General features: G+C 51.3%; 41 protein-coding genes, 1 tRNA gene and 1 pseudogene. 25 read left to right on the top strand and 18 right to left on the bottom strand.

Annotation, left to right across the window (positions count from 1 at the left end; all coding sequences use genetic code 11):
* Positions 1-13: 13 nt before the first annotated feature.
* Together KFZ77_RS10510 and KFZ77_RS10505 are read left to right on the top strand one after the other, a co-directional pair.
* Positions 14-802 (top strand): sugar phosphate isomerase/epimerase family protein, encoded by a 789-nt coding sequence (locus KFZ77_RS10510; protein WP_264384145.1) that lies wholly within the window; start codon positions 14-16, stop codon positions 800-802.
* Between the two features lie 14 nt (positions 803-816).
* A pseudogene (locus tag KFZ77_RS10505) lies at positions 817-1,743 on the top strand (Gfo/Idh/MocA family protein); the annotation flags it as partial.
* Positions 1,744-1,775: 32 nt separating this feature from the next.
* Here the strand turns inward: KFZ77_RS10505 and KFZ77_RS10500 are convergent.
* From KFZ77_RS10500 to KFZ77_RS10430, 15 genes are all read right to left on the bottom strand, one after another.
* The gene (locus KFZ77_RS10500; RefSeq protein WP_264384144.1) at positions 1,776-3,068 is read right to left on the bottom strand and encodes a tyrosine-type recombinase/integrase; all 1,293 of its coding nucleotides are present in this window, start codon (positions 3,066-3,068) and stop codon (positions 1,776-1,778) included.
* Positions 3,069-3,099: 31 nt separating this feature from the next.
* Positions 3,100-3,357: an excisionase family protein gene (locus KFZ77_RS10495; RefSeq protein ID WP_264384143.1), complete on the bottom strand. Its 258-nt coding sequence runs from the start codon at positions 3,355-3,357 to the stop codon at positions 3,100-3,102.
* Between the two features lie 98 nt (positions 3,358-3,455).
* Positions 3,456-3,986, bottom strand: coding sequence for a hypothetical protein (locus KFZ77_RS10490; protein ID WP_264384142.1), 531 nt, complete (start codon positions 3,984-3,986; stop codon positions 3,456-3,458).
* A gap of 27 nt (positions 3,987-4,013) precedes the next feature.
* Positions 4,014-4,265, bottom strand: coding sequence for a TraR/DksA family transcriptional regulator (locus tag KFZ77_RS10485; protein WP_264384141.1), 252 nt, complete (start codon positions 4,263-4,265; stop codon positions 4,014-4,016).
* 2 nt (positions 4,266-4,267) lie between these two features.
* On the bottom strand, positions 4,268-4,552 hold the full coding sequence (locus KFZ77_RS10480) for a hypothetical protein (protein WP_264384140.1): 285 nt from the start codon (positions 4,550-4,552) through the stop codon (positions 4,268-4,270).
* Between the two features lie 103 nt (positions 4,553-4,655).
* Positions 4,656-5,075, bottom strand: a complete 420-nt coding sequence (locus KFZ77_RS10475) for a regulator (RefSeq protein WP_264384139.1) — start codon at positions 5,073-5,075, stop codon at positions 4,656-4,658.
* Positions 5,076-5,081: 6 nt separating this feature from the next.
* Positions 5,082-5,564, bottom strand: coding sequence for a siphovirus Gp157 family protein (locus KFZ77_RS10470; protein ID WP_264384138.1), 483 nt, complete (start codon positions 5,562-5,564; stop codon positions 5,082-5,084).
* Positions 5,561-6,457: a RecT family recombinase gene (locus KFZ77_RS10465; RefSeq protein ID WP_264384137.1), complete on the bottom strand. Its 897-nt coding sequence runs from the start codon at positions 6,455-6,457 to the stop codon at positions 5,561-5,563. The genes KFZ77_RS10470 and KFZ77_RS10465 overlap by 4 nt, the downstream gene beginning before the upstream one ends.
* A gap of 17 nt (positions 6,458-6,474) precedes the next feature.
* A complete protein-coding gene (gene gamL / locus KFZ77_RS10460; protein WP_264384136.1) occupies positions 6,475-6,756 on the bottom strand; it encodes a host nuclease inhibitor GamL in 282 nt (93 codons plus the stop codon).
* A gap of 70 nt (positions 6,757-6,826) precedes the next feature.
* Positions 6,827-7,144, bottom strand: a complete 318-nt coding sequence (locus KFZ77_RS10455) for a hypothetical protein (protein WP_264384135.1) — start codon at positions 7,142-7,144, stop codon at positions 6,827-6,829.
* Positions 7,145-7,154: 10 nt separating this feature from the next.
* Positions 7,155-7,361, bottom strand: coding sequence for a phage encoded cell division inhibitor protein (locus KFZ77_RS10450; RefSeq protein ID WP_031524541.1), 207 nt, complete (start codon positions 7,359-7,361; stop codon positions 7,155-7,157).
* The gene (locus KFZ77_RS10445) at positions 7,358-7,519 is read right to left on the bottom strand and encodes a hypothetical protein (protein WP_264384134.1); all 162 of its coding nucleotides are present in this window, start codon (positions 7,517-7,519) and stop codon (positions 7,358-7,360) included. Before KFZ77_RS10445 ends, KFZ77_RS10450 begins: the two co-directional genes overlap by 4 nt.
* Entirely contained in the window at positions 7,516-7,722 is a 207-nt protein-coding gene (locus tag KFZ77_RS10440; RefSeq protein ID WP_035891763.1) for a hypothetical protein, read from the bottom strand. The genes KFZ77_RS10445 and KFZ77_RS10440 overlap by 4 nt, the downstream gene beginning before the upstream one ends.
* Positions 7,723-7,884: 162 nt before the next feature.
* Positions 7,885-8,367: a hypothetical protein gene (locus KFZ77_RS10435; protein ID WP_264384133.1), complete on the bottom strand. Its 483-nt coding sequence runs from the start codon at positions 8,365-8,367 to the stop codon at positions 7,885-7,887.
* A 46-nt stretch (positions 8,368-8,413) separates the two neighbouring features.
* Positions 8,414-8,605 (bottom strand): DUF7167 family protein, encoded by a 192-nt coding sequence (locus KFZ77_RS10430; RefSeq protein ID WP_264384132.1) that lies wholly within the window; start codon positions 8,603-8,605, stop codon positions 8,414-8,416.
* Between the two features lie 856 nt (positions 8,606-9,461).
* On the opposite strand from KFZ77_RS10430, the gene KFZ77_RS10425 reads away from it, so the two are divergent.
* Positions 9,462-9,671 (top strand): hypothetical protein, encoded by a 210-nt coding sequence (locus KFZ77_RS10425; RefSeq protein WP_264384131.1) that lies wholly within the window; start codon positions 9,462-9,464, stop codon positions 9,669-9,671.
* 51 nt (positions 9,672-9,722) lie between these two features.
* On the opposite strand, the gene KFZ77_RS10420 is transcribed toward KFZ77_RS10425, so the two are convergent.
* The 3 genes from KFZ77_RS10420 to KFZ77_RS10410 form a co-directional block, all read right to left on the bottom strand.
* Positions 9,723-9,845, bottom strand: a complete 123-nt coding sequence (locus tag KFZ77_RS10420) for a hypothetical protein (RefSeq protein ID WP_264384130.1) — start codon at positions 9,843-9,845, stop codon at positions 9,723-9,725.
* 34 nt (positions 9,846-9,879) lie between these two features.
* Positions 9,880-10,227, bottom strand: coding sequence for a hypothetical protein (locus KFZ77_RS10415; RefSeq protein WP_264384129.1), 348 nt, complete (start codon positions 10,225-10,227; stop codon positions 9,880-9,882).
* Positions 10,228-10,439: 212 nt separating this feature from the next.
* A complete protein-coding gene (locus tag KFZ77_RS10410; protein ID WP_264384128.1) occupies positions 10,440-11,150 on the bottom strand; it encodes a LexA family protein in 711 nt (236 codons plus the stop codon).
* A 103-nt stretch (positions 11,151-11,253) separates the two neighbouring features.
* On the opposite strand from KFZ77_RS10410, the gene KFZ77_RS10405 reads away from it, so the two are divergent.
* The 22 genes from KFZ77_RS10405 (at position 11,254) to KFZ77_RS10300 (ending at position 22,021) form a co-directional block, all read left to right on the top strand.
* Complete coding sequence (locus KFZ77_RS10405) at positions 11,254-11,442, top strand: Cro/CI family transcriptional regulator (protein ID WP_032619413.1); 189 nt, start codon at positions 11,254-11,256, stop codon at positions 11,440-11,442.
* A gap of 129 nt (positions 11,443-11,571) precedes the next feature.
* Positions 11,572-11,856: a lambda phage CII family protein gene (locus KFZ77_RS10400; RefSeq protein WP_264384127.1), complete on the top strand. Its 285-nt coding sequence runs from the start codon at positions 11,572-11,574 to the stop codon at positions 11,854-11,856.
* 37 nt (positions 11,857-11,893) lie between these two features.
* On the top strand, positions 11,894-12,061 hold the full coding sequence (locus KFZ77_RS10395; RefSeq protein ID WP_264384126.1) for a hypothetical protein: 168 nt from the start codon (positions 11,894-11,896) through the stop codon (positions 12,059-12,061).
* Positions 12,048-12,944 (top strand): DNA replication protein, encoded by an 897-nt coding sequence (locus tag KFZ77_RS10390; RefSeq protein ID WP_264384125.1) that lies wholly within the window; start codon positions 12,048-12,050, stop codon positions 12,942-12,944. Before KFZ77_RS10395 ends, KFZ77_RS10390 begins: the two co-directional genes overlap by 14 nt.
* Positions 12,934-14,337: a DnaB-like helicase C-terminal domain-containing protein gene (locus KFZ77_RS10385; protein WP_264384124.1), complete on the top strand. Its 1,404-nt coding sequence runs from the start codon at positions 12,934-12,936 to the stop codon at positions 14,335-14,337. The genes KFZ77_RS10390 and KFZ77_RS10385 overlap by 11 nt, the downstream gene beginning before the upstream one ends.
* The gene (locus KFZ77_RS10380; protein WP_264384123.1) at positions 14,337-14,639 is read left to right on the top strand and encodes a protein ren; all 303 of its coding nucleotides are present in this window, start codon (positions 14,337-14,339) and stop codon (positions 14,637-14,639) included. The genes KFZ77_RS10385 and KFZ77_RS10380 overlap by 1 nt, the downstream gene beginning before the upstream one ends.
* The gene (locus tag KFZ77_RS10375) at positions 14,636-14,917 is read left to right on the top strand and encodes a hypothetical protein (protein WP_264384122.1); all 282 of its coding nucleotides are present in this window, start codon (positions 14,636-14,638) and stop codon (positions 14,915-14,917) included. The genes KFZ77_RS10380 and KFZ77_RS10375 overlap by 4 nt, the downstream gene beginning before the upstream one ends.
* Complete coding sequence (locus tag KFZ77_RS10370) at positions 14,914-15,321, top strand: hypothetical protein (protein ID WP_264384121.1); 408 nt, start codon at positions 14,914-14,916, stop codon at positions 15,319-15,321. Before KFZ77_RS10375 ends, KFZ77_RS10370 begins: the two co-directional genes overlap by 4 nt.
* The gene (locus KFZ77_RS10365; RefSeq protein WP_264384120.1) at positions 15,318-15,809 is read left to right on the top strand and encodes an ead/Ea22-like family protein; all 492 of its coding nucleotides are present in this window, start codon (positions 15,318-15,320) and stop codon (positions 15,807-15,809) included. Before KFZ77_RS10370 ends, KFZ77_RS10365 begins: the two co-directional genes overlap by 4 nt.
* A 3-nt stretch (positions 15,810-15,812) precedes the next feature.
* Positions 15,813-15,998, top strand: coding sequence for a hypothetical protein (locus KFZ77_RS10360; RefSeq protein WP_264384119.1), 186 nt, complete (start codon positions 15,813-15,815; stop codon positions 15,996-15,998).
* 3 nt (positions 15,999-16,001) lie between these two features.
* Positions 16,002-16,823: a DUF551 domain-containing protein gene (locus KFZ77_RS10355; RefSeq protein WP_264384118.1), complete on the top strand. Its 822-nt coding sequence runs from the start codon at positions 16,002-16,004 to the stop codon at positions 16,821-16,823.
* Positions 16,824-17,109: 286 nt separating this feature from the next.
* Entirely contained in the window at positions 17,110-17,541 is a 432-nt protein-coding gene (locus KFZ77_RS10350; protein WP_264384117.1) for a recombination protein NinB, read from the top strand.
* The gene (locus tag KFZ77_RS10345) at positions 17,534-18,106 is read left to right on the top strand and encodes an NUMOD4 domain-containing protein (RefSeq protein ID WP_264384116.1); all 573 of its coding nucleotides are present in this window, start codon (positions 17,534-17,536) and stop codon (positions 18,104-18,106) included. The genes KFZ77_RS10350 and KFZ77_RS10345 overlap by 8 nt, the downstream gene beginning before the upstream one ends.
* Entirely contained in the window at positions 18,099-18,734 is a 636-nt protein-coding gene (locus tag KFZ77_RS10340) for a recombination protein NinG (protein WP_264384115.1), read from the top strand. Before KFZ77_RS10345 ends, KFZ77_RS10340 begins: the two co-directional genes overlap by 8 nt.
* 515 nt (positions 18,735-19,249) lie before the next feature.
* The gene (locus tag KFZ77_RS10335) at positions 19,250-19,750 is read left to right on the top strand and encodes an antiterminator Q family protein (protein WP_264384114.1); all 501 of its coding nucleotides are present in this window, start codon (positions 19,250-19,252) and stop codon (positions 19,748-19,750) included.
* 90 nt (positions 19,751-19,840) lie between these two features.
* Positions 19,841-19,918 (top strand) — tRNA-Met (locus tag KFZ77_RS10330).
* A 146-nt stretch (positions 19,919-20,064) separates the two neighbouring features.
* Entirely contained in the window at positions 20,065-20,445 is a 381-nt protein-coding gene (locus KFZ77_RS10325) for a hypothetical protein (protein ID WP_264384113.1), read from the top strand.
* Positions 20,435-20,719 carry a hypothetical protein gene (locus KFZ77_RS10320; RefSeq protein ID WP_264384112.1) on the top strand — a complete coding sequence of 95 codons (285 nt, stop codon included), beginning with the start codon at positions 20,435-20,437 and terminating at the stop codon, positions 20,717-20,719. The genes KFZ77_RS10325 and KFZ77_RS10320 overlap by 11 nt, the downstream gene beginning before the upstream one ends.
* On the top strand, positions 20,716-21,183 hold the full coding sequence (locus tag KFZ77_RS10315; RefSeq protein WP_264384111.1) for a lysozyme family protein: 468 nt from the start codon (positions 20,716-20,718) through the stop codon (positions 21,181-21,183). The genes KFZ77_RS10320 and KFZ77_RS10315 overlap by 4 nt, the downstream gene beginning before the upstream one ends.
* The gene (locus KFZ77_RS10310; RefSeq protein WP_264384110.1) at positions 21,183-21,437 is read left to right on the top strand and encodes a hypothetical protein; all 255 of its coding nucleotides are present in this window, start codon (positions 21,183-21,185) and stop codon (positions 21,435-21,437) included. The genes KFZ77_RS10315 and KFZ77_RS10310 overlap by 1 nt, the downstream gene beginning before the upstream one ends.
* Positions 21,434-21,703 (top strand): hypothetical protein, encoded by a 270-nt coding sequence (locus KFZ77_RS10305; RefSeq protein ID WP_264384109.1) that lies wholly within the window; start codon positions 21,434-21,436, stop codon positions 21,701-21,703. Before KFZ77_RS10310 ends, KFZ77_RS10305 begins: the two co-directional genes overlap by 4 nt.
* Positions 21,704-21,847: 144 nt before the next feature.
* Positions 21,848-22,021 carry a hypothetical protein gene (locus KFZ77_RS10300; RefSeq protein WP_264384108.1) on the top strand — a complete coding sequence of 58 codons (174 nt, stop codon included), beginning with the start codon at positions 21,848-21,850 and terminating at the stop codon, positions 22,019-22,021.
* Positions 22,022-22,146: the final 125 nt, after the last annotated feature.

Genomic DNA, 22,146 nt, shown 5'->3' with positions numbered 1-22,146 from the left:
GGATGAAATGACCATGAAAATCGCAACGCAAAATCAGGCTTTTTTCCCGGAAAATATTCTGGAAAAGTTTCGCTATATCAAGGCTATGGGCTTTGACGGCTACGAAATCGACGGCAGGCTGCTGGTGGACCATCTCGACGAGGTCAAAGCAGCAATAAAAGAGACCGGTTTACCCGTGACGACCGCCTGCGGCGGGTATGACGGCTGGATCGGGGATTTTATTGAGGAGCGTCGTCTGAACGGTCTGGCGCAAATCACCTGCATCCTCGACGCGCTGGCGGAAGTCGGCGGCAAGGGCATCGTGGTGCCTGCGGCCTGGGGGATGTTTACGTTCCGTTTGCCGCCGATGACCTCACCTCGCAGCCTGGCCGGGGATCGGAAGGCGGTGAGCGACTCGCTGCGCTATCTGGACCAGGTGGCAGCGCGCACCGGCACGACGGTGTTTCTCGAACCGCTGAACCGCTACCAGGATCACATGATCAACACCCTGGCGGATGCGCGTCGTTACATCGAGGAGGGCGGGCTGCAGCAGGTAAAAATCATCGGTGATTTCTACCACATGAATATTGAAGAGGACAGCATCGCCGGGGCGCTGCATGCCAATCGCGACCTGCTGGGCCACGTGCATATCGCAGACAACCATCGCTACCAGCCGGGCAGCGGCGCGCTCGATTTCCATGCGCTGTTTGACCAGCTCCGCCAGGACGGCTACAGCGGCTATGTGGTCTACGAGTGCCGCATACGCGCGGATGACCCGGCTCAGGCGTACCGCCAGTCGCTGGCTTATTTACGTGACTGCTGAGAGGCCGCGAGCACATGAATGCAACCCCATCGTCCCCGCTTCGCGTGGCGATAATCGGCGCCGGACAGGTCGCTGACAAGGTGCATGCCGCGTACTACCGCACCCGCGACGATCTGCAGATGGTCGCGGTGTGCGACAGTAGCGAAGCACAGGCGCAGCAGTTTGCCGGGCGCTACGGTATTCCCCTGGCCTGCACCGACGTGCAGGCAATGCTTGCAACGGCGCGACCCGATGTGGTCAGCGTCTGTTCCCCAAACCGTTTTCACTATGAACACGTCATGCAGGCGCTGGCCGCCGGCTGTCACGTGATGTGTGAAAAGCCGCCGGCGATGACCGTTGAGGAAGCGGATACCATGCGGCGCGCGGCGCGCCATGCCGGGCGCGTGCTGGCCTACGATTTCCACCACCGGTTCGCGCTCGATGCCCTGCTGCTGCGTGAGCAGGTGCAGGCGGGCGTGCTGGGCGAAGTGTATGTCACCATCGCCAGAGCGCTGCGCCGCTGCGGCGTGCCGGGCTGGGGCGTGTTTACCAGCAAAACCCTCTCCGGTGGCGGGCCGCTGATTGATATCGGTATTCATATGCTGGATGCCGCCATGTACGTGCTGGGATTTCCGGCGGTGCGGCGCGTCAGCGCGCACAGCTTCCAGCGCATCGGTAACCGTAAAAGCAGCGGCCAGTTTGGCGTCTGGGACCCGACAACCTTCAGCGTGGAAGATGCGGTATTCGCCACTATCGAGTTTCGCAACGGCGGCATCCTGCGCCTGGATACCTCCTTCGCGCTCAATATCCCCCAGCAGTCGATCATGAACGTGGAGTTTTGCGGCGAGCGCGCCGGGGCCACGCTGTTTCCGGCCCATGTCTATCAGGACGAAGACGGCAAGCTGGTGACCCTGTGCGCACGCGAGGCCGCGGACGACAATCGCCACCTGCGCAGTATGGAGCATACGTCTACTTAACTTACTGAAATAACAAACTATCCTGCCGATGATCTAACCGCGTGGGGCATGGGTGGGGCAAAGTCGGATAATTTCTGGTTCAGAAGTGCGATCTGTTCCGAGTTGTTATCCGACATCCAGGCACCATAAACCTGATAAACCATCTGCGCGTTTGCATGACCCATCTGACTGGCGATAAAGTTAGGATTAGCTCCAGCTGTAAGTGACCAGCATGCATATGTGTGACGCGACTGATAAGCTTTGCGATGTCTGAGGCCGGCACGCTTCATCACCTTATCCCAAATCTTATTGATCGAACCTACCGAGTAATGGCCCGCAACTGAATTGCGCGTGGTCATGCTCGGGTTGAACACGAAGGTACATGGATGTATTTCAGCTCTCCCGTACTCCCTCATCTTCACTTCTATTTCATACTGCCGCCCGACACGGCTATATAGCGCCTGACTTTTCAGTACATCAACAGCTGGTCCTATGAGGTGGATAACCCTGTCAGTACCTGCATCCGTCTTGGGGAGGGTAAACTCCTTCACCACGGTGTGATTCCTTCTCACCGTTATTGTGCCAGCAGTAAGGTCGATGTCCTCCCATGCCAGGCCGCAAAGTTCTCCATGTCGCATGCCGGTATAAACAGCCAGTGACCAGAAGTTCTTAATCTGATCGTGATGGCATGCATCGACGAACCTCAAGAACTCATCCCTGGTTAGTGGATCTGGCTCAGACCTCGAACGCTTGAGCGCAGTTATCCCATGGAAGGGATTCTTCTGGATGTAGCCACTTGCCATGCCGAACTGGAACATGCCATGGATAATCTTCATGTAGCTGTTCACGGTCGGTACACTTCGCCCCTTCACTGGAGATTTCTGCCATCGCTTCATATCCTGATAACCGGTCAGCAATTCCTTTCTGATTAGCAGCAAATCCTCGTAAGTGACAGCTGAAGCCAGCTTGGTCTCTCCCAGCCTCGGAAGCATGCACTTGATGATGGATTTATATCTGTCGAGCGTGTTGTTCGATATCTCCATCGTCTTAAGGTCGATCCACCTTTTGCACAGCTCACCGACTGTAATCTGCCTCATCTCTTCGCCAAAGCGCGATAGGTTAGGAGAATCCGGGAAGCGGGCAGGGTAGTCGAAATTTCCTGTCTTTATTTCATAGCAGACCGATGACCTGAGCTCGCCAGCCATCTTTCTGTTTTTGGGCGTGTCCGGCACCCCGAGGTTTTCCCTAACCCTTGTTCCTTTGTACATGAACCATATGCGGATGCTCCCACCATGGTTTTCAACGCCTGTTGGATAGGCTGACTTCGCCATATTTCCTCCTGCGTCCAAGAGCGCCATAAGCTTAACCCTTTAAGGCAATCTGAGCACCAGGCTGTTTACTTGCCTGACGCTCAATCCATTCATTGATAGCCTCGCGGTTATACAGGCACTCACTGTTCGGCTTTGGCTCACCGTCTGGTGAAAAATGAATGTACTCGCGTCCCTGCATCCATGACTCTCGTCGGGCGCGGCTGATGGTACCGGGGCGCAGGCCAGTAACGGCGATCAGCTTTTCCTCGGATAGCCATTTGTTAGGCATCAACAGAACAACTTCACTCATGGTTTCCTCCGGGCAAAAAGAAGCCGACACAGTGGCCGGCAAAGTGGGATAATGATTAAAATTATTACAATGAAATGATTGTCAATTAATAATCCTGGCTAACATCTCAGTTCTTTTTTTGCTTCTGAAACTAATGAACTCAGAAGCTTTTCACTTAATTCATAGTGTTTATCTTCTGCCATTAAAGAATCCACCAGACCTTCTTCATCTTCCTTAACTAAATCCTTTCGTGAAATAATGTATTCATTAAGTATCTGTGATGCCGTGTCTGTCAGAGTAAAGGATGCTAGTTGTGAAATCCTCTCAAGCTCTTGTAAATCCTTCCAGTATTCAATAGTTAGCTCCTTTTCTATAGAGGCGGGATGCCGTCTAAATGATAATTCTGCAAGGTTTTTTTTATCATATTCGCAGTTGCGAAAATAATCGTTAGTCATTTTGATTCTGTAAGAAATATCTATGATCTGCGTGAATGCTTCGAGTCTTTTTTCCCACCACTTTTCCTTGTAAAATTTTTTTAACGCTAAGCGTGCCGAGTAATAAGCAGCAATGGTTGCCAAAACAACCGGAAAAACAAAGCCCTTTATAAGCTCGTATCCCATTAATACTTCTGGCGCAGAAGCGTTGCTCATTTTAAAACCTCTTATATCAGTAAAATACTACCTTTCAGTAAACCTTAGTCCGTTACGTTTTTCTAGCCGCAGAGTATGTATACTCTTCATTTCTAGGATTCTCTGGCACTCTGCACAAGTCTTACAACCGGGAACGGCAGCGCGTCTGGGAGCAGGGATATCCTCGCCACAATCCACGCAATGCTCAGCTGATACTGCGTTTCTGTCGATGCGGTGAGCGGAAAGGGCAGCGTTACGCTGAAGCTCTTCAATCTCTGCTGCGGTATCAATGATGTCCATGGCTACTCCTTACCGAGGGCTTTGTTGATGGCATGCAGCGCCTTCTTTCCGGCAGGCTCATCTTCTAGCCGCCAGTTACCGGCATCGCCTGAATCAGCGAGCTGCTTATAGTTGTCGAGCAGGGATTGAAGCGCTTCCAGTAAATCCGGCGCTGCGGCCATGAGCGTGCCGTTATCGCCTTCGGAACCATTAATCAGTAACTCAGCGAGAAGGCCACCATCACCGCGAATTGTTCCGGTCTCTTTGCTATATGACCAATTAGCTTTAGTGCCTTTAAAATCTTCCATATTCACTCCGCGAACTGTCGGTTAATTCGGTTGAAGGTGAAAGCCAGCAATAAAAAAGGCCGCGATAGCGACCTGGTGATTCGGTGGAGTAGCGTCCACGATTTCATATCGCTGACTCCAGCTCGTCGAAGTAGAGACCGGCTTTGATGAAGCCAGCTCGCTTAGATGCTTTATCGATGCATGCCTTTCTCTTGTCCGGGTCAACGTTGAGCAGCGTATTCCTCGTGAACACCTGAGATCGCCCGCGAGGCACCACCAATTTCGCCTTCTTCTCAACCTGATAGATTCGGTCACGCGTTCCGTCGTCACGGATAAACCACTCGGTTGCAGAGATACTCACGACTTTCCCGACGCCTATGTACTTACCAACAACCTTGTTAAATTCAGCGATGGAGTAGCCGAAAATCGCGCACAGCTCCGTACCGGTTAATGGGCCTTTAGATAGCTGCCATACCATGCGCTCTTTAAGGCCTGTGAACTTACCGACCCTGCCAGGCCGGCGATAGAAGGGGAGTTTTTTCATGATGCCTCACTTAATTATCAGCGCAGGCTTGCCTAATTTAATCACTGCGCCAGGCACATCAACGCCAGCTTCAAGTTGGTGCTTGATTGCCAGTTTGTCAGGCTTGATGACGGTGTCATATTCGACGAACTGGGGTGGTAGAGACGAGGCGTCGATAATGTCTACCGACTTCGAAGGCGCACGGACCGTTACCTGATGGATGCCCGCCTTAAGTGATTTTTTCCCTGCGGTTTCGAGGGAAGTGGCAACATACTCCTTCATGCTCGCCACGCGGTTCTCTGCTGCTTTAGCTCGTTCAGCAAGGCGCTTACTCTCTTCCTTCAGCGCCTCGGCATACGCGGATTCGTTTTTGCAAATAGCGAGAATCTGCTCAACCTTTGCTTCCAGCTCCCATTCAATGCCATCAAGAGTGTCGGCGATAATTTCCGGCTCCATGCCAGAATCAGTCAGCTTGGCGAAATCATTCGCGATTTGATAAAGGGCTGTCATTGAGTCACCTCGTCAAACTTCATTTTGCATTCGCTATAAATGGCCTGAACGTTTTGCTGCAGCTTCATGCCTGCTGTCATCTTGTAGGCCGACTGGAAGTGAATTTTCAGATCGTGCATGGTTTCAGCGCGCTCCATCTCATCACACAGATCCGATACCCTTTCATGCAACTCCTGCTTTCGCTGTTCTTCCGAAAGGATTACTTCGCTTTCTGTCGTGTGAGCCATAACCGGCTCCTGATGAATTCCCTCATCTTCATTGATGACGTGGATTGCGTTATCCAGGCGTTCTGCGCGGGGCCAGTACTTGCTGGCTCGCTTAACGATTGTCTTCCTCGCCATCTCCTCCCAGAAGTTCTTCCATGGGCCATTCTTGGCTTTGCTGGTTGCTTCGGTAGCCTTAATCTCTGCAAGGCTCATCTCTTCCGTCAGATAATCACCATCCGGGGTTTTCACCGTGCAGTAACCGCCGACAACTGCGCCGCGGTCACCGAAGGCGTTATATTTATGGGTCGGCGCAGTATCGAGGCCGTTAGACTCGTAGGTATCGTTTGAGTAGACCAGTTTGCACTGGCCCCACTTGATTGAACCTGTAGCCTGAGCCAGATGAAGAAGGCCCATATAGCTGATATCGAGACACACCATGCCATCACGAGGAACCAAATAGGCCAGTTTGCTTGCTGGGTTAAGCGTGATACCGATGGCGGCCACGTTGATGATTGCGTTCTGTGCACTGATTGGATTGTTGATTGCCGTCTTCGCGAGGAAGTCATTTTTCTGGAAGAGCTGAATGGCAAACTGGCTTTCTTTAGCCCAGGTAATACTCTGGTCAGTAAGAGCGCCGCAAAATAGCGGCTCTTGCTGACGCACGAATTCGATAATGTTGGCGCTCATAAATGAACCTTGTTTAATCAGAAAGGGCAGGTGGGATACAGGCGATCCCATTCTTTCTCTGCGCGGATATAAGCGATGGCGGACACATAGTCGTTATAGGCCTCTTTGGACTCGTCACCAAGCATCGCTGAAAGTGCCTCGCGAGGTAATGTGAAGCAGCCCATGCGCGTTGGTTCATCCGGGAACAGCGAGATAATTTCCTGCGCCCGGGCATCAATCCACGCGTCGCGCTCAACAGTCGCCTGGTGATTGCTCCAGCGCTGTGCCTCGATGCGTTCCTGAACGAGATATGCAGACATGCATCCTCCTGAATTTGAATGTGCAGAGGCCGCCGCGTAATGGCTGCCGGTGTTGATGTGGGGTAGGGGATTACTTGCCGAGTGCTTTGGCGATGGCTGCTTTGTTTCTTTCATAACGAAGAGAGCCGATGTAATCAGGCGTAAAGCAGAGCGCTGCGTGCGTCTCGATTAACTCTTCCAGCAATTCAGGGGCGGCGGCAATGAGCTGCGCGTTCTTGGTAGCCTCGATGCTTGTCGATGAGTCATCCGTCCAGCCGCATGCGTAGGCAATGTGGTATCCAAGACAGTTTGATCCGTTAGTCTGAATAACATTCATATCACCAGTAACTTCGATATTCTTTTTTGGTGATACAAACCACGGTGCTGGCGTTCCTTCGAATTTATCCATCATCATCTCCTCAATGACTCAGCCCGTTCCCACGCCCATCGAGATAGACGACGACAAGCAGCTCTTTTGTGTATGTGCGTTCAACGCCGCGATGCAGAAACAGCTTGCCGCGTGAGTTAGCCGACGCAGTCCAGACGCTGTCTTTGTGCTTAACGAGCATTCCGGGCTGAACCGCACCACGATTAACTTCCTGCGTACCGTAATGATGCGCTGTCATGCTGCTTTCTCCACGATGTGAGCGAAGCCGGCCAAAATCATCTGCTGGCGATTCAGTGTTAGCTTGCTGCGGGGCGCATCGACTTCTACCAGCTGCCACAGATAGCGTGAAGCGACCTGAGTGACGGTGTACTGCTTGCCGTTGTGGGTTACTGTCATGATGCCTCCCGGGCGCGGAGCATTGCGTCAGCAATTTTATATGCGTGATTAGCGAACAACTCCGGGCTATGACCTACGTCGACAATTGCTTGCATAGCCTTAGCTGCGAAGTAGTCACGAAGCGTCATTCCGGGGTCTGAGTAGTCTTTAAAGTGATTCGCTTCAATCGTAGGGAATGCCGGTTTTGTATGGTCGTTTTCCATAATCATCTCCTGCGCTTCAGGCCGCGCCGCCGAACGTTGATAAAACCTGACATCGCGCTCTTGCGATAATTGCGGTGGATAGCCGCGTCATAACTGACCGCACTCGTAAATGCGGTGAGGTATGGGCGATAAAAAACCCGCCGGAGCGGGTTAGTTCGAAATTCATGGAAGCTTTTCTGGCACTGGAGGGCGTTCAAATTTGGCCCATGCTAGGAGAATTCGGTCTGGAACTTCTGTTTCATTCCAGCGATTGGTTATTTGCAGCTGGCCAGCATCGTTCTTTTCAAAATGCTCCCAGTACATGCGACCTTCTTCAGGATATTCGTTATAAAATCCGTGAGTGCCCACAAATTCAGCATTTTCAGTTAGCCAGTCATCAAGCCATCCCGGCGATCCATCAGGCCACTGCCCCTCATCATGAAAATATGAGAGCTCGGCTTCAGTGGCCGCAGCGTTTGAAAATCTTAGTTCTACAACGCGACGATCAATCTTTTCTAAGATTGCATCCCTAGTCGCCTTACCAACCTGACCAGTAGCACCCCACTTGAATTGATAGCGATAAAAATCGACCAGCCCCCACACCTTGATGTCATCGCCTCGTTTGATATCCGGGATATCCGATGTTTTATGCCATTCAACTTCCATACCCTTACCCTCTGTAGTTACCCGCAAAAAAGGCCGCATAAGCGACCTATTCAATTTCTTTGTAGCCCCAATCCATTCTTTCCCATGCGATTTCTTTCATGGTTTCATCGCGCTCTTTCTGCGTCATTTGATCCCATTCATCTGACTCAATACCGAGCTCATCCAGGTCAACCTCCGCCTCATAGCGACTGTGGATGTTAGCCCCAGAATCCAGGTAAACCTTAAACTTCCTTCCCATTGCCTCACCTCAAAGTTGTTATTAACGCGAAATGCTTTGGCGGTGTGGTGTCGGCACTGAGTCGCCACTCTCACTTACTTCCTGACGCCCTTTTTTCTGTATTGGCAAACAACTATCTGCCCAGCCGGTTTTCAGGTCTTATCACACTGCTAGCGTTGCACCTCGCTTGAGGACACCGCCACCACACCCCAAAACATTCCATTCTGTGGAAACCCCCGGCAAACCCGGGGGAACCATCGCAGCTGCACGATGGATGCAGCACGCCGATCAAAAGTTATTTACTCTGGTTGATTAAGCTCTGCCGTCGCATACGCTCTCTTTAGTTGGTGGTTGGTATAGTTTCGAAATGCTTTGGCGATTGGATGGCCGGGATGAGAGTCCGGCTTACTGGTTGGAGCGCCCGCACCACCAGTGACACTGTCTTGAGGCGCCGGTTGGTTACGGCTTGCCATGGGCGCTGTTAATACATCGGTCGAGCATCAGCCTGCTCATTCATCCAATCCCAAAGAATTTCAGCTTTGGTGCATCCAACCCTGTCCGCCGCGCGCCCGGTATGCCATGACGCCTTAACGTCTGGAGATAGCGGGGTACTGAGTTACGCGAATCTCTTCGCTCAGCATCGGATGCAATGTGTAATTTTTTAAAGAAGCAGCCTGACTCATGTCTGGCGCTGGCTAACTTCGCTCAGCTGTCGATGTGTTGTCTCGATGGGTTAACAATACTAGCGGTATTAATATTTAGCAATACCGCCAGTATTAATAAATCACAGTCTAATACTAAGAATATGAAATTGAAGTGTTTTTATTTTTGTAAATGCCGGTGATATGCTAAAAAAACATCAACAAGGAGGGCTGCAATGGATCTAGATGAAGAAAGATTGAATATGATGGCTCACACGGTCGGCAGGGCGGTGATGGAACTGTCTCTTGCGGGTCTTCCTGTGACGCAGCAAACCATCATTGATAAGCTGGAGCAGTACCGCAGGGATACTGGAAACGTGATAGGTAAGGGCATAAACAGGGATGCTGCGGAGATAGTGCGGAAAGGGAGAGAGGCAATAGGTTAGGAATGAAAAACCCGGCACGGTGGCCGGGTTTGGTATGAGCAATAAGCTGGATTACGCAGCTTTCTTGTTCATTTCTGCAAGGATGATGTCCTTGCGAGCCTGCATTTCTGCAACGATTTCATTAAGACGGCCAGCCAGTTTAAGCATCTCAGAAATTGCGTGGAGGTTGTTCATATACGTCTCCTCAGTGCCTCGTTTAATCCAAAAGTTATTTAAAAATTATAGCCCCTTTGAGAATCTTGGAGCTTTGTGCACACAGATCTGGGTTTTTCTGTTTAATGTCACGAATCAGTATCTGTGCAGTAAGCAATACCTGCTGTAGGTCAAGAGCGCCAAGCTGCTTGGCTTTGGTATCAAGCTTAAGGATAATCTCATGAACCTCATCAAGTGACGGGTCAACAAGTTCATGCAGCTTTTCGATACCCAACTCTTCAAAGCTAGTGACAACAAAATCAATCAAAGCCTTCACAGCTATCTGAACCTGATACAGTTGCCTTTCTTGAAAGGAGGCTTCTGCATCTGTCACTTTAACAGCATCTCTAAAATTCTGGGTCACTAACTATACTCCTTATATAGGATCTCTCCAATCGGTTTTCAATGCGAATTGGACGATTTCCGCTCAATAAGCACGATTTAGCTATGAACTAATTGACTTTGAAAGGAAACATCTCTATATCGCGCGCGCATAATATTTATACACTTAAAATCGGCTAAAAGAATACAAACTTTATGATGATTTTCATCAATCGTGTTGAATGATGACCGCTATCACACCAACCGCAGCTTAGTCTCTATAGCAACCCCAATTATCCGACAGTTTCCATTCACCGGTACCATAGGCCATTGTGGGTTAAGACCCTTCAGGTACTTCTGGGCACCGTCGATCACCAACTTCTTAAACGTCGCCTCGTTCGAATCAGATAGCTTTGCTATTACCAGGCTTCCGTTGATTGCCTCGCGACCCGTATCAAACAAAACGAATGCACCCTCAGGGATGCTTAGTCCTGCCGGTGCAGTCATGGAGTCACCATCTACCTGCAGCCAGAAGGCTTCACCCTGAATGTGAGCATCAGAATCAAGCCACAAGTCGATATCTTTAAGGGTGTATGGCTCAACAGCCTCACACCACGCGCCAGCCTGAACCTTGCTAAGAACAGGGTATTTTGAGCCAGGAGAATAATGTCCGACGAATGAAGTATTTTCGGACGCGACCGAGCTCATATCAGATATATCTTTCGCTAGAGCGGGACTGAAATCAGAAACGCTAACCCCAAGAACTCTGGCAAATACAGATGCTACAGATGTATTTAAAGCATTCCTTCCATTCAGATAGTGGCCGACAGCACCCTGGGAGATATCCAGCGCATCCGCAATGGATTGCTGAGTAATGCCCAGTTCTTTCTTCTTCGCTTCGTAAATGGCTTTGAGGCGCTGTGAATCAGCCACTTGAGCAGGGGTGAGAATCTTTTTCTTTTCCATTTTCAAATATTAATACCAAAGCTCATATTTTAAAAATACCGCAGGTATTGCTTTATGTAATACTTCTGGTATTGTTTGTTTATGCACTCAAAGGAGCAGCCACATGAAGATTTCTTTAGCTGAGTTTGTTGGCGAGGTCGGCCAGGCCAAAGCAGCTGACGCTATCGGTGTACACCAGACGGCAATCAGCAAGGCAATTAGGGTTGGGCGTCAGATTTTTATCAACAGACTGCCAGACGGGAAAATTAAGGCTGAAGAGATTAAGCCTTTCCCGCACAGCAAAGCCCCGTAAGAACCTCGCTCTTTAACAATCTGGAAACCAATTTAAGCGACGGTAACTCGTTGAATTTAATCCGATATGGGAATTCCCATATCGACGATTACCGTCAAAACCCAATTTAACTAACAGGAATTTTCTCTCATGGAGAACACAACAACACGAAACAAGAATCAGGCCCGAAAAATCGAATCCTGGATTCTGAATCAGATCGCAATGAAAGGCGCATCGAACGTCGCGAAGGCGATCGGGATGGACAAGTCAGGCATCACACGTTGGAAAGCAGACATGCTTCCGAAGTTCTCAATGCTGCTCGCGGTACTGGAGTGGGGCGTAGTGGATGACGATATGGCGCGTCTTGCAAAGCAGGTCGCAGAGATACTCACAAAAGAGAAAGCGCCCAGCTGCGGTAACAGTCTGGACGCTTAAGACACTGTGTTTCGCCAACAAATGTCAGGAGGTAATTATGGCAAAGAGCCGTATGAAACACCAGGAAAATGAGGAGCGTCGCCATCAGGATGCACCCGAAGGTCTTGTTGTCACTGCTTCGAAGAACAAAGCGTTCGCGGAGCGTTTAATTGGCGTAATCCGCCTGGCAATGGCGACATCGGGGGTGAATCGTGGGCGTCGTTAAGTTAGCAGACTACCGGCCGCAAGAAAGCCGCGTAAACAAGCAGGAGGCAGCCGGTATGGGGTTTGTCTCTATACACCGCCAGTTCATGGACAGCCGTCTCTACAAGGACTCTCAGGCAGTGCATTTGTGGGTGCATCTCATCCTCAAGGCGAACCACGATGAAGCAGTAGTTAACACCGATGTCGGCGCAATGACTGTTGGCAGAGGGCAGATGATTACAGGTCGCCCTACGCTGGTCAGCGAGACGTTCATACCGGACAACAAAGTGAAGAGTCTGCTGCGTAGTTTTGAGGCGAAAGGCATGATCACAATCACCTCTATGCAGAAGAAATTCAGCCTCATTACCATCGTGAAATACGACGATTTTCAGTCTCAAAATTGTCCAACGAATGTCCAAGAGATGTCCAACGCAAACACCTGTAAAAATGCGCCTCTCAGCGCTGTTTGTCCAAGCGATGTCCAACGATTGTCCATAAACAATAATATAAATAATAACTCTCTTACTAACGTAAGAGAGAGTGCATCTTCCTCAGAAAATCCAGACCAGAAAAAACCATCTCTCAGCTGCGAACAGGTGGTCGATGCTTACCGCAGGATTCTTCCTGAAGCACAGGGGATAAACATCCTGACTGACAAGCGAAGAAACCTGATCCGAACCTTCTGGCAAAAAGCCAGCAAAGTTACCCGGCAACTGGATGGACATCCCTTCACTCTGAATGACTGGGAAGTCTATCTGAACTACATCGCCACCAACTGCCGCTGGATGCTGGAAAGCAGACCAGACCAGCGCACCGGCAAGACGTGGCGGAAAAAGTCCCTGGAATTCTTCCTGAACGTCGATGTGTACGCTAAGACGCGAGAGGGGGCCTGTGATGACCTCTGAATTCATGATGCAGCCGCAAAGCACCGAGGCAGAGCAGAGCGTACTTGGCGGCCTCATGCTGGACGACGACAGCAGCGCACGCGTTCAGCAGGTGCTTGCAATACTCAAGCCTGAATCGTTCTACAGCCGAGCTCACCAGGTGATTTACAGCGAAATGCTAGCGATGTACCGCGACCAGAAACCTGTAGACCTGCTGACGCTGTTCGATGCACTGGAAAACAAATCACTCACCGAGTCTGTTGGCGGATTTGCCTACCTCGCTGAGCTTTCCAAAAACACGCCCAGCGCCGCAAACATCGTCGCGTATGCCTACCGGGTGCGGGAGACAGCAATGGAGCGCTACGGCATCCAGCGCCTGACGGAAGCGACCGAGCTGCTTTACGCCCGGAACGGAATGAGCGCAACCGAGAAGTACGAAGCGGTACAGGCCATATTCACCCAGATGACTGACCACGCTAAGACCGGTAGTCGACGTGGCGCACGTCCACTGATGGACGTCATGGAAGACTGGCTGGTTGAGCTGGAAGGGCGCTTTGACCCTCAGCAGAAATCGCGAGGCCTTTCCACTGGCATTCAATCACTCGATGACATGCTTGAACCGAAAGGTCTGGTACGCGGATCCCTTCTGGTTATCGGCGCTCGCCCAAAAATGGGCAAGAGTACGCTGTACAGCCAGCTCGCAATCAACTGCGCGATGAACGAAGAATTGCCGGCAATCATGTTCAGCCTGGAAATGCCTGATAAGCAGATATTTGAACGCATGATAGGCCAGCTATCTGGCTGCAATACGGACATCTTCTACCGTGGCGCAGACAGTCAGGATGAGTTTGCTCATGCAAACGCCCGGGCGCTGCAGATGGCTGAATCCGGCAACCTTTTCATCGACGACACCCCGGGGGCGTCACTCTCTCACATCATCTCAGAAGCCCGCCGCATCAAGCGAGAGAAGGGCAAGGTAGGAATGGTTCTCGTTGACTACCTGACGCTAATGAGCGCCGAGAAGGCCGACCGTAACGACCTGGCTTATGGGCTTATCACAAAAGGCCTCAAGAACCTCGCTAAAGAGCTGGACTGCGTTGTGGTGCTGCTTACTCAGCTCAACCGTGAACTGGAGAAGCGACAGAACAAACGCCCACTTCCCAGTGACTCGCGCGATACAGGGCAGATTGAGCAGGACTGCGATTACTGGATCGGAATCTACCGCGAAGGTGCATACGACGAAAACGCGAACCAGAGCGAAACGGAATTGTTGCTACGCCTCAACCGGCACGGTCACTCCGGTGTCGTGTACTGCGAGCAGCGTAACGGCGCGATTTACGACACGGACCAGGTTCAGGCGCGTACCAGAGCTATTGAGAGAGAAAGTAAGCCCAAGCAAAAAGGAGGCTTCTGATGACAGGCAGACAAGCAATCATGCTGTGGATGAAAACTCACAGCACGTTCCGGACTAAGGAAGTGGACGACGCAATGAACGTTGAGCGAAGCATCGTAACGTCAGCTGCACAGCGCATGACCCGAGAAGGTGAAACAGTCGTTGTTCACCGCAAATGGCCTGACAACACCTACCGCCTGACCACCGATGAAGAGCGAGCAAAGTTCGGCCCGCTAACCGGCATCAACGTTATCTGCGCTGAGTGCCGCAACAGTCCTGTGATGAAGCGAATTTTAACGGTATATGGGAGAGCATCAGCATGAAAGAGGCAAAGCTAACCGAAGTCTTCGTGACGAAATACGCCCTTACATCTGGGCCGTTCCGTGTTATGGCGGAAGTTAATGAGAGTGAAGGGATGTGCGTGTACAAAGCCCCCGGCAGTTATTTCCATCAATACGCTCACGGAAATGATTTTTGGCTGACCCAAGAAGATGCTCTGGCTGATTGCGAGCGCCGCCGTGCCGCGAAGATTAAATCTATCGAGAAGCAGAAAAACAAACTGGAATGCATGACTTTCACTATCGGGGAGGCTTCAGCATGAGCGAAGTAAAAATTCACACTGTAAACAGCGAAGATTTATCGCCTCGTATCGTCGGTGAAGGTTTCTGTACTGACGTTGTGCGTTACAACGACTATGCGGCGATGGAAGCAAAGTGCGCGGCGTTGGCTGCGGAGAATGCGGCGCTGAAGGAAGACTATCGCACTACTCCTGCGTTGAGGAGCAAAGGATGGCCTAAAACCCCGGCCACGGACGCCTTCCTGGCTGAAGTGCGAAACGAAGCTGGCGCGAGAGCAGTTGAACTGTTTGCTCAAACTCTCGGCAGTCCATATAGCGTGCGGGATGAAAAATGCTATGAGGATGGATTTACCCGCGCAATCGAAGTTGTGAGAGACGCTCAGGCTCCGCGGTTCGCCGCCCAGCTTCGCCAGGGAGGTGCGGCATGAGTATCGACAAACAGGCGCTGCGTGAAGCGGCGGAGAAGGCGAAGGGATCGCATGACCGGCTCAGCGTTATGCCAGCAGACGATATCTTCGATATTTCACAGCATGAAGGCACTCAGCTTGATGCAGACATCGCCGCCGTTAACGTGTTTAACGAAGCCGCCAACCCCGCCACAGTGCTGGCGCTGCTGGATGAGCTGGAAGCAGCAGAGAAGCGCATAGCCAGTCTGAATGAGAAGCTGGTTGACTGTAGGGAAATCGTCTCTGTGCAGGCGACAGGTAGACGCGAGCTGCGCCAGCGCATCGCAGAGCTTGAGGCCAGAACGCTCACCGTGAAGCTTCCGCCTCGGGCAACGGCCGCCAAATACGTTGATGACTCATTCGACAATAGTGACCTTGCCTCGATTTACAACGTTTGCCGCCTTGAATGTGAGATGAAGTTTATAGACGCCTGCGCCGCCGCTGGCATCCAGCTGAAAGTGGAGGAGTGAGATATGGCTAACAAATTAAACATTCGCGCAGAAAACGTTGAACCCGGCGATTTAGTTATCACCAGTGAAGATAAGCGCTACACAGTCGAATCGTTCTGGATGCATGATGACATAGTGACCCTGTTCGGCACCGATGGCTCTGAAAATGACTATGACTACTGCGACATGCTCAACGTTGAGAGGGAATAAGCCATGACAAAACTGAGCAAAGAAAATATCGCCGCAGTAGCAGACCTCAAGCCCGGCTACAAGCTGGGCGCAACAGACGTCGCAATACTGCAGGAAATGACCCGCCGATTGCTTGCCGCCGAAGCGCAGGAGCCGGTGGCGTATCTCGCCAAATATAAATCAGGGGCAGCTCACGGAACATGCGAAAGCGACGACCCTGTAGCAATGGAGTGGCTAAAGCGCGGCATGACCTTAACGCCACTCTACGCCGCCCCGCAAGTAGCGCAGCCAGTGCATAATTTTCCTGAGACATTGCCTTGCCCGGTAATGCTGGAGCCTGGCATGCGTTTTGGTAAAGGGGTTCGCACTCAAACGATGCTGGATGCACTAAAGCGCAGGGCCGAGTATTACGCGGAGCTTGACGCGATGACTCCCGAGCAGCGGGCGGAGCATGATGCAAGACTGAAGGAGTTTTCCGCCATGCTGAAGGGCGGCGAACATGCAAGCCAGCCTTCCACGTTGCGAGATGGCGTGGAAACGATAATCAACTCAGGTATATCAATCGACGGTGATAATATACTGGCTGAGCGTCACTCGCTTAACGAACCTGTGCAGAGTTGGATTCCGTGCAGTGAGCGGATGCCGGAACGTGAATACGTTTTAGCGGCTGACTTCAGCGGTTCGTATTACCTGCCAAGCCTGCCGAATACGCAAGTCGGCATTTACGCGGATTGGTTCGAAGACGGTAAGCCATCCTGGGATGACGGAGACGGAAACGACCTTAACCTCAAGCAAGTTACCCACTGGATGCCACTTCCAGCAGCACCGCAGCCGGATAGTGATTAATGCCTACATTCATCACTTATATCTTCGCTGCAGCATGGATAGCAGACACCATTAAATCACTACTGTGAATGAAGCCCCGAAAGGGGCTTTTTTGTTGCGGGACGTTTTGATAATTATCTGCAGATACGTCATAATTGTGTTGTCAGCCTGAACAACTGACAACCTGAACATCGCGCCGCAATGGGGACATTATGGCGCACACACAATCTGAAATCCTCACTCTGTCACAGATGCTGAAAAGCACCTGCGATTTTCTGCGTTCTGCGTTACCTATCGGAGGTGGCGTATGAACCTGCAAAAAGACGGCATCCGTCTGCACAAATCAAACTTCAACGCTATCGGTCAGCAGCTCCAGCCCATGCTGGAATCTGGCGATTGCTATCGCCTCATCATCAAGCCGTGGAAAGAAAAGCGCAGCCTGTCACAGAACTCGCTTATGTGGCTGTGGAATGGCGACGTAGCCACTGCAGTTAACCTGCACTCAGCCAGCAAGCTCACCGAAGAAGACCTCCACGAATTCCTCAAGGACATGTTCTGCCCGGCCAAGCCGGTGACCGTCCTTGGGGTCACCAAGATGGTGAAGTCCACCAAGCTTCTCGACACCGAAGAGATGACCTTCTACCTGCGCCGCATCGAAGTCTGGTGCATTGAGCGCGGCATCAAGCTGCGGATCCCCGCGAACTCCGAATACCACGCAAAAGGACACGATCATGTTTGAGAATGAAATCTGGAAGAAATCATTCATTACGCCTGAATATGAGGTGAGCAACTTTGGCCGTGTGCGTTCTATCGACCGCGTGAAGGATGTTTGCTCTGGTTACTCCAGAAGTTTTTCAGGATCAATTTTAAAACCATTTATTTCTAAAACGACTGGATATCTACAGGTAAAAATATTCGGCAAGAAATTTTCCGTGCACCGCATGGTGGCAATGGCATTCTGCCTTGGATACGAGGAAGGCCTTCATGTTAATCACAAGAATGGCGTAAGGGACGACAATAGAGCTGAAAACCTCGAATGGGTAACGCCATCTGAAAACGTAAAGCATGGCTTTCGAGTCTTAAATCGCATCCCAAATGGCCTTGGGAAATTTAGCGAAGATAACGGAGCAAGCAAAGCTGTCATAGCAACCTCTATGAGTACCGGCGAAGAGGTCCGTTATGGGGCCGCAATGGATGCCGTAAGAGAAGGCTTCGATAGCTCAAGCATTAGCAGATGCTGCAATGGAATTAACGCATATCACAAAGGGTACTACTGGCGCTTTGAGGGTGAGCGCAATGCGTAAACCATCCCGCCGCAAGTGCAAAGTATGCTCCGCCTGGTTTATCCCAGCATACGCCAACATCCGTTGGTGCAGCCCTGAGCACGGCACTATCTACGCTCTCGAACTCCGCGCAAAAGAGAAGGTGAAGGCCGAGGCTAAGCGCATCAAAGCACAACATGAGGCGGATAAAGCAGGGCGTAAACGCCGCAAGGAACGACTGGCAGAGCTGAGGCCCACCGGGCACTACAAGGCTCAGGCTCAGCAGGCATTCAATGCATACATACGGGCGCGTGATGCCGATTTGCCCTGCATCAGCTGCGGAGAGACCAATCCACCCGATCTTCATGTTGGTCAGTGGGATTGCGGCCACTTCAAAACGGTGGGAGCTAACCCTGAACTTCGCTTTGAAGAGCGCAACGCCCATAAGCAGTGCAAATCCTGTAACGCCGGTGCTGGCAAGTACACCGCCAAAGAGGCGAAGGTCGCGCAGCAATACGAAGCTGGCTTGGTAGTCCGATACGGACAGGATTACGTCGACTGGCTAAACGGCCCCCACGAAATGACCAACTACCGCCGCGAAGATTATATCCGCATCCGTGATGAATACCGGGCAAAACTCAAATCCATGAAGCAGGAGGAAGCAGCGTGAAAAATGATTCTTTGATAGCCCTGGCATTTTATTTCGCGCTGTTGTTTGCGTGGACTTATTACAACTACAGGAAATACAAAACTCACCGAATTCAGTACTCAGCTATAAGGAAAGGAATTGATTTCAAGAGGAAATACCAACTCCTTAAAGCATTAAATGCCGGCGCGGGGGATGCAACGTGAACGTTCAAAACACTATCGCCTTGCTGGAGATTTTCAGGGGCAGAAACGTCTCAGCTGTTCGCACTCCTGCAGGTGTCATTTTCATGGGAGTTGCAAACCTATCCCCAGAAGAGAAGAAACGCCACCTCTCAATCCCACAGATGGAACTGGAAGCAGCGTTACGGTGGCAGCAATGACAAGACATCAGATTGAGCAGTACGAGCGCGACAGCCTCCTCCGTGCCGGGTTCAGATTCAATGCCGGCCGTAACCCCGGAGACGACACAGCACAGCAGATTATCCGCAATAGTGAGCGCCGCAAGGCAGAAACCCGAAAGTCAGCAGGAGAGACAGCATGAAACTGGAACTTACCTCAGATCAACACCGTTGGATTGATGGCCAGCTCCAGTTATGGGGCGCATGGGTGCAGACCGGCCGTATCGACAAATCCATGATTAATATGATTGCCAAGTTTATGGCAACGGTCGAGCCACAGCAGTGCAGCCGGCCTGTTTGCAGCGATGATGATGGCATGCTGATCAGCCAGGTCATCGGGACACATCTCAAAGCTATCGACGAGAACGCCTACAAAATGCTTTTGGCTTATTACGTCTACCAGTCGAGCGAAATTCGCATTGCGACCTGGCAGCATGCAATCGCATGTCCGCGCCTGATGAAGACGCGAGGCGGAAACACGTATAAGAAGCCAAGCATCTCAACAGTGCGGCGTGAAGTGAAAGAAGTGATCAACGCTGCACTGTTTTGCCTTTACCAGCCGATGCAAAATGCGTTCATCGTTCGCGATAATGCGAAGAAAATCGCAAAAAAAGTTCATTACTCGCTTGCTTTTCAATGAACAAATGAGCAGAATAAATCGTATATGTTGCCATCAATGTGTGTGACATAAGAAATTAAAGCCTCGCATCTGCGGGGCTTTGTCGTTTCTGGGCCGGAAGCTCATTTGGTATGAGCGGTCCCCTCATAAGGGAAGGGTAGACAGGTTCGAATCCTTCACGGCCCACCAAACCCCAGCCATGGTATCTTCGGACACAGATCCGACATTGCCTTACCCTCACATTACGCCGCATGGCGTTTTCAGCGCCGTTGGATTTCCCCATCTTCCAGAGTTACGGCGCTCTTTTATTTTCAATGCGCAGCTGGAAACGTCCAATGGAGAACAGCCTAATCACAAGCATTGCCGCCGTTTTATTTGGCGGCGGTGCGCTCGCGCTTTTCTGGAAACCGTTAAGCGCGGTTATTGCCTCTGCCGTCACTAATAACAGAGCTGGCGGCGAAGTAATAACGCACTACAAAGAGCAGGTAGTTCTCCTGAAGGCAACAAACGACGAGTTGCGACAAGAGAACAATGAATTGAGAGAGCGAAGAGAAAAGGATCTGCAGCGTATATCTCATCTCGAAAGCGACATACGCATCATCAAAAACTCGCTTCGCATACTGATAGCAATGACTCAGACCGGAGGCGATGAACAGTTCCGGGGCCAGGTGAGCTCAATGCTCGCGAAGCTGGAGGAAGATCGCCATGAAAGTTAAAGCGTTCATTGAGAGCCATAAAGGGCGTCTCATGATCGGCGCCATGTTTCTTCTGTTCTGTGCCATGTGCAGCGTCTTGACGGTTGCCTTCAACTACTCTAACAACAAGATGCGTGCCGAGTATCGCGAGATTGCTGATAAGCGTGATCAGAAAGTCGAGAACCTCGGTAAGCAGGTTGGTGAGATGAAGGTGAAGCTCGACGCGTTACCTGAACGAACTGCTGAAAAGACCGTGGACAAAGTTAAGCCACTTGTAGAGGAGGAGAAGAAGTGAGCCAGATAATTCCAATCCTCAATTACGAGGAGGGTTACCGAGAGCGTCCTTATATCGATACGGAGGGTTTTCCGACGGTAGCATGCGGCATCAAGATTGGCCCAAAGGGAGCGCCACTGAGCAACTACACCTTCAGCGTCCCACGTGGAGTCGGTGATGTGTGGCTACAGGTATTCACCGATAAGGTGATCGCCCAGTGCTCATCAACTCCGTCTATCCGTGCAGCTCTCCAGAAGTGCAATCCTGCGCGTGCGGACATTCTTTATTCTATGGCCTATCAGATGGGCGTGAATGGGCTGGCAGGCTTCAAAAACACCCTGGCAATGATCGCCGCAGGCAAGTTCGACGAAGCGTCGAGTGGAATGCTCAACAGCAAGTGGGCGCGGCAGACGCCTAACCGTGCCCGACGACACGCTGAAGTCATGAGTTCAGGTAGCTATGACATCTACAAAGGTCTCATCTGATGGACGTGTTCAGCATGCTGCGTGGTAGCGCCGGCACTATATCTCTTAGCAGGACGCAGGCCGCACTGGGCTTCCTGGTCTGCAGCTGTGCAGTTGGATGGCAGGCCTATCAGGGGACACTATCAGAAGTGATATTCGGCCTTTACTTCGGCTTCTGCACTGCCGGCTACCTTGGGGCTAAAAAGCTGTCAGGCGATAAGGCGATAAAAGAGCAGCAAATCGACGCGGGAATGAACCCGGGAGAAAAATCATGAGTTTCATTGAAATGCTGATCGCCGGTTTCTTTGCAGTGGTCGCAATCGCTGCCGGTGCCTTTGGTATTGGTCACTCAAAGGGGAAGGGAAAAGCCGAACAGGCCGCGACCGAGCGTGAAACCAAAACCAAAATCGAACAGGCTCAGGCTGCTACTGAGCGCCAGACCAAAACCAGCAAAGAGGCCGCTGATGTACAGGAAACCGTTACTCGCATGCCTGGCAGCAGTGTTGATGACGAGCTGCGGGAAAACTGGATCAACAAATAGCACCGTTGTGGTCGATACGGCCTGCAATTGGGTGAAGCCGATCTACGTTACTGAGGCCGATATTATGACCATGGATGAACGCACCAAGCGCGCCATCCTGACCCACAACAAAACGTGGAAAGCTAACTGCGCGACGGAAGCCAAATGAGTGCTTACTCCATCTACAACATCATCTCCGGCGGCTGCATCGCAGCGCTGCTTATGACGTGGCTTTTCTTCTGGATTTACTGGAAGCAGGAACGCCGGCATCGCGACGAAATTCGTCGCCTGCAGCGCGAGGTTGTGATGGAGATAAAGAACGCGCACAAGATGAATTAGCTGGACAAACCCCAAGAAGATTCACTCAGCAGTATCCAGGATTATGAGCCTCGCCAAGTGCGGGGCTTTTTTATTGGGGCATGACAACCCCCAAGAAGATACATCCACTACTGCAAAGCATCATC

The sequence above is a fragment of the Siccibacter colletis genome (genome assembly GCF_025914095.1).
In the GTDB taxonomy this organism is placed as follows: domain Bacteria; phylum Pseudomonadota; class Gammaproteobacteria; order Enterobacterales; family Enterobacteriaceae; genus Siccibacter; species Siccibacter colletis.
The sequence above is the reverse complement of the archived record's forward strand: the minus strand, read 5'-3'. Positions and strand labels throughout refer to the sequence as shown.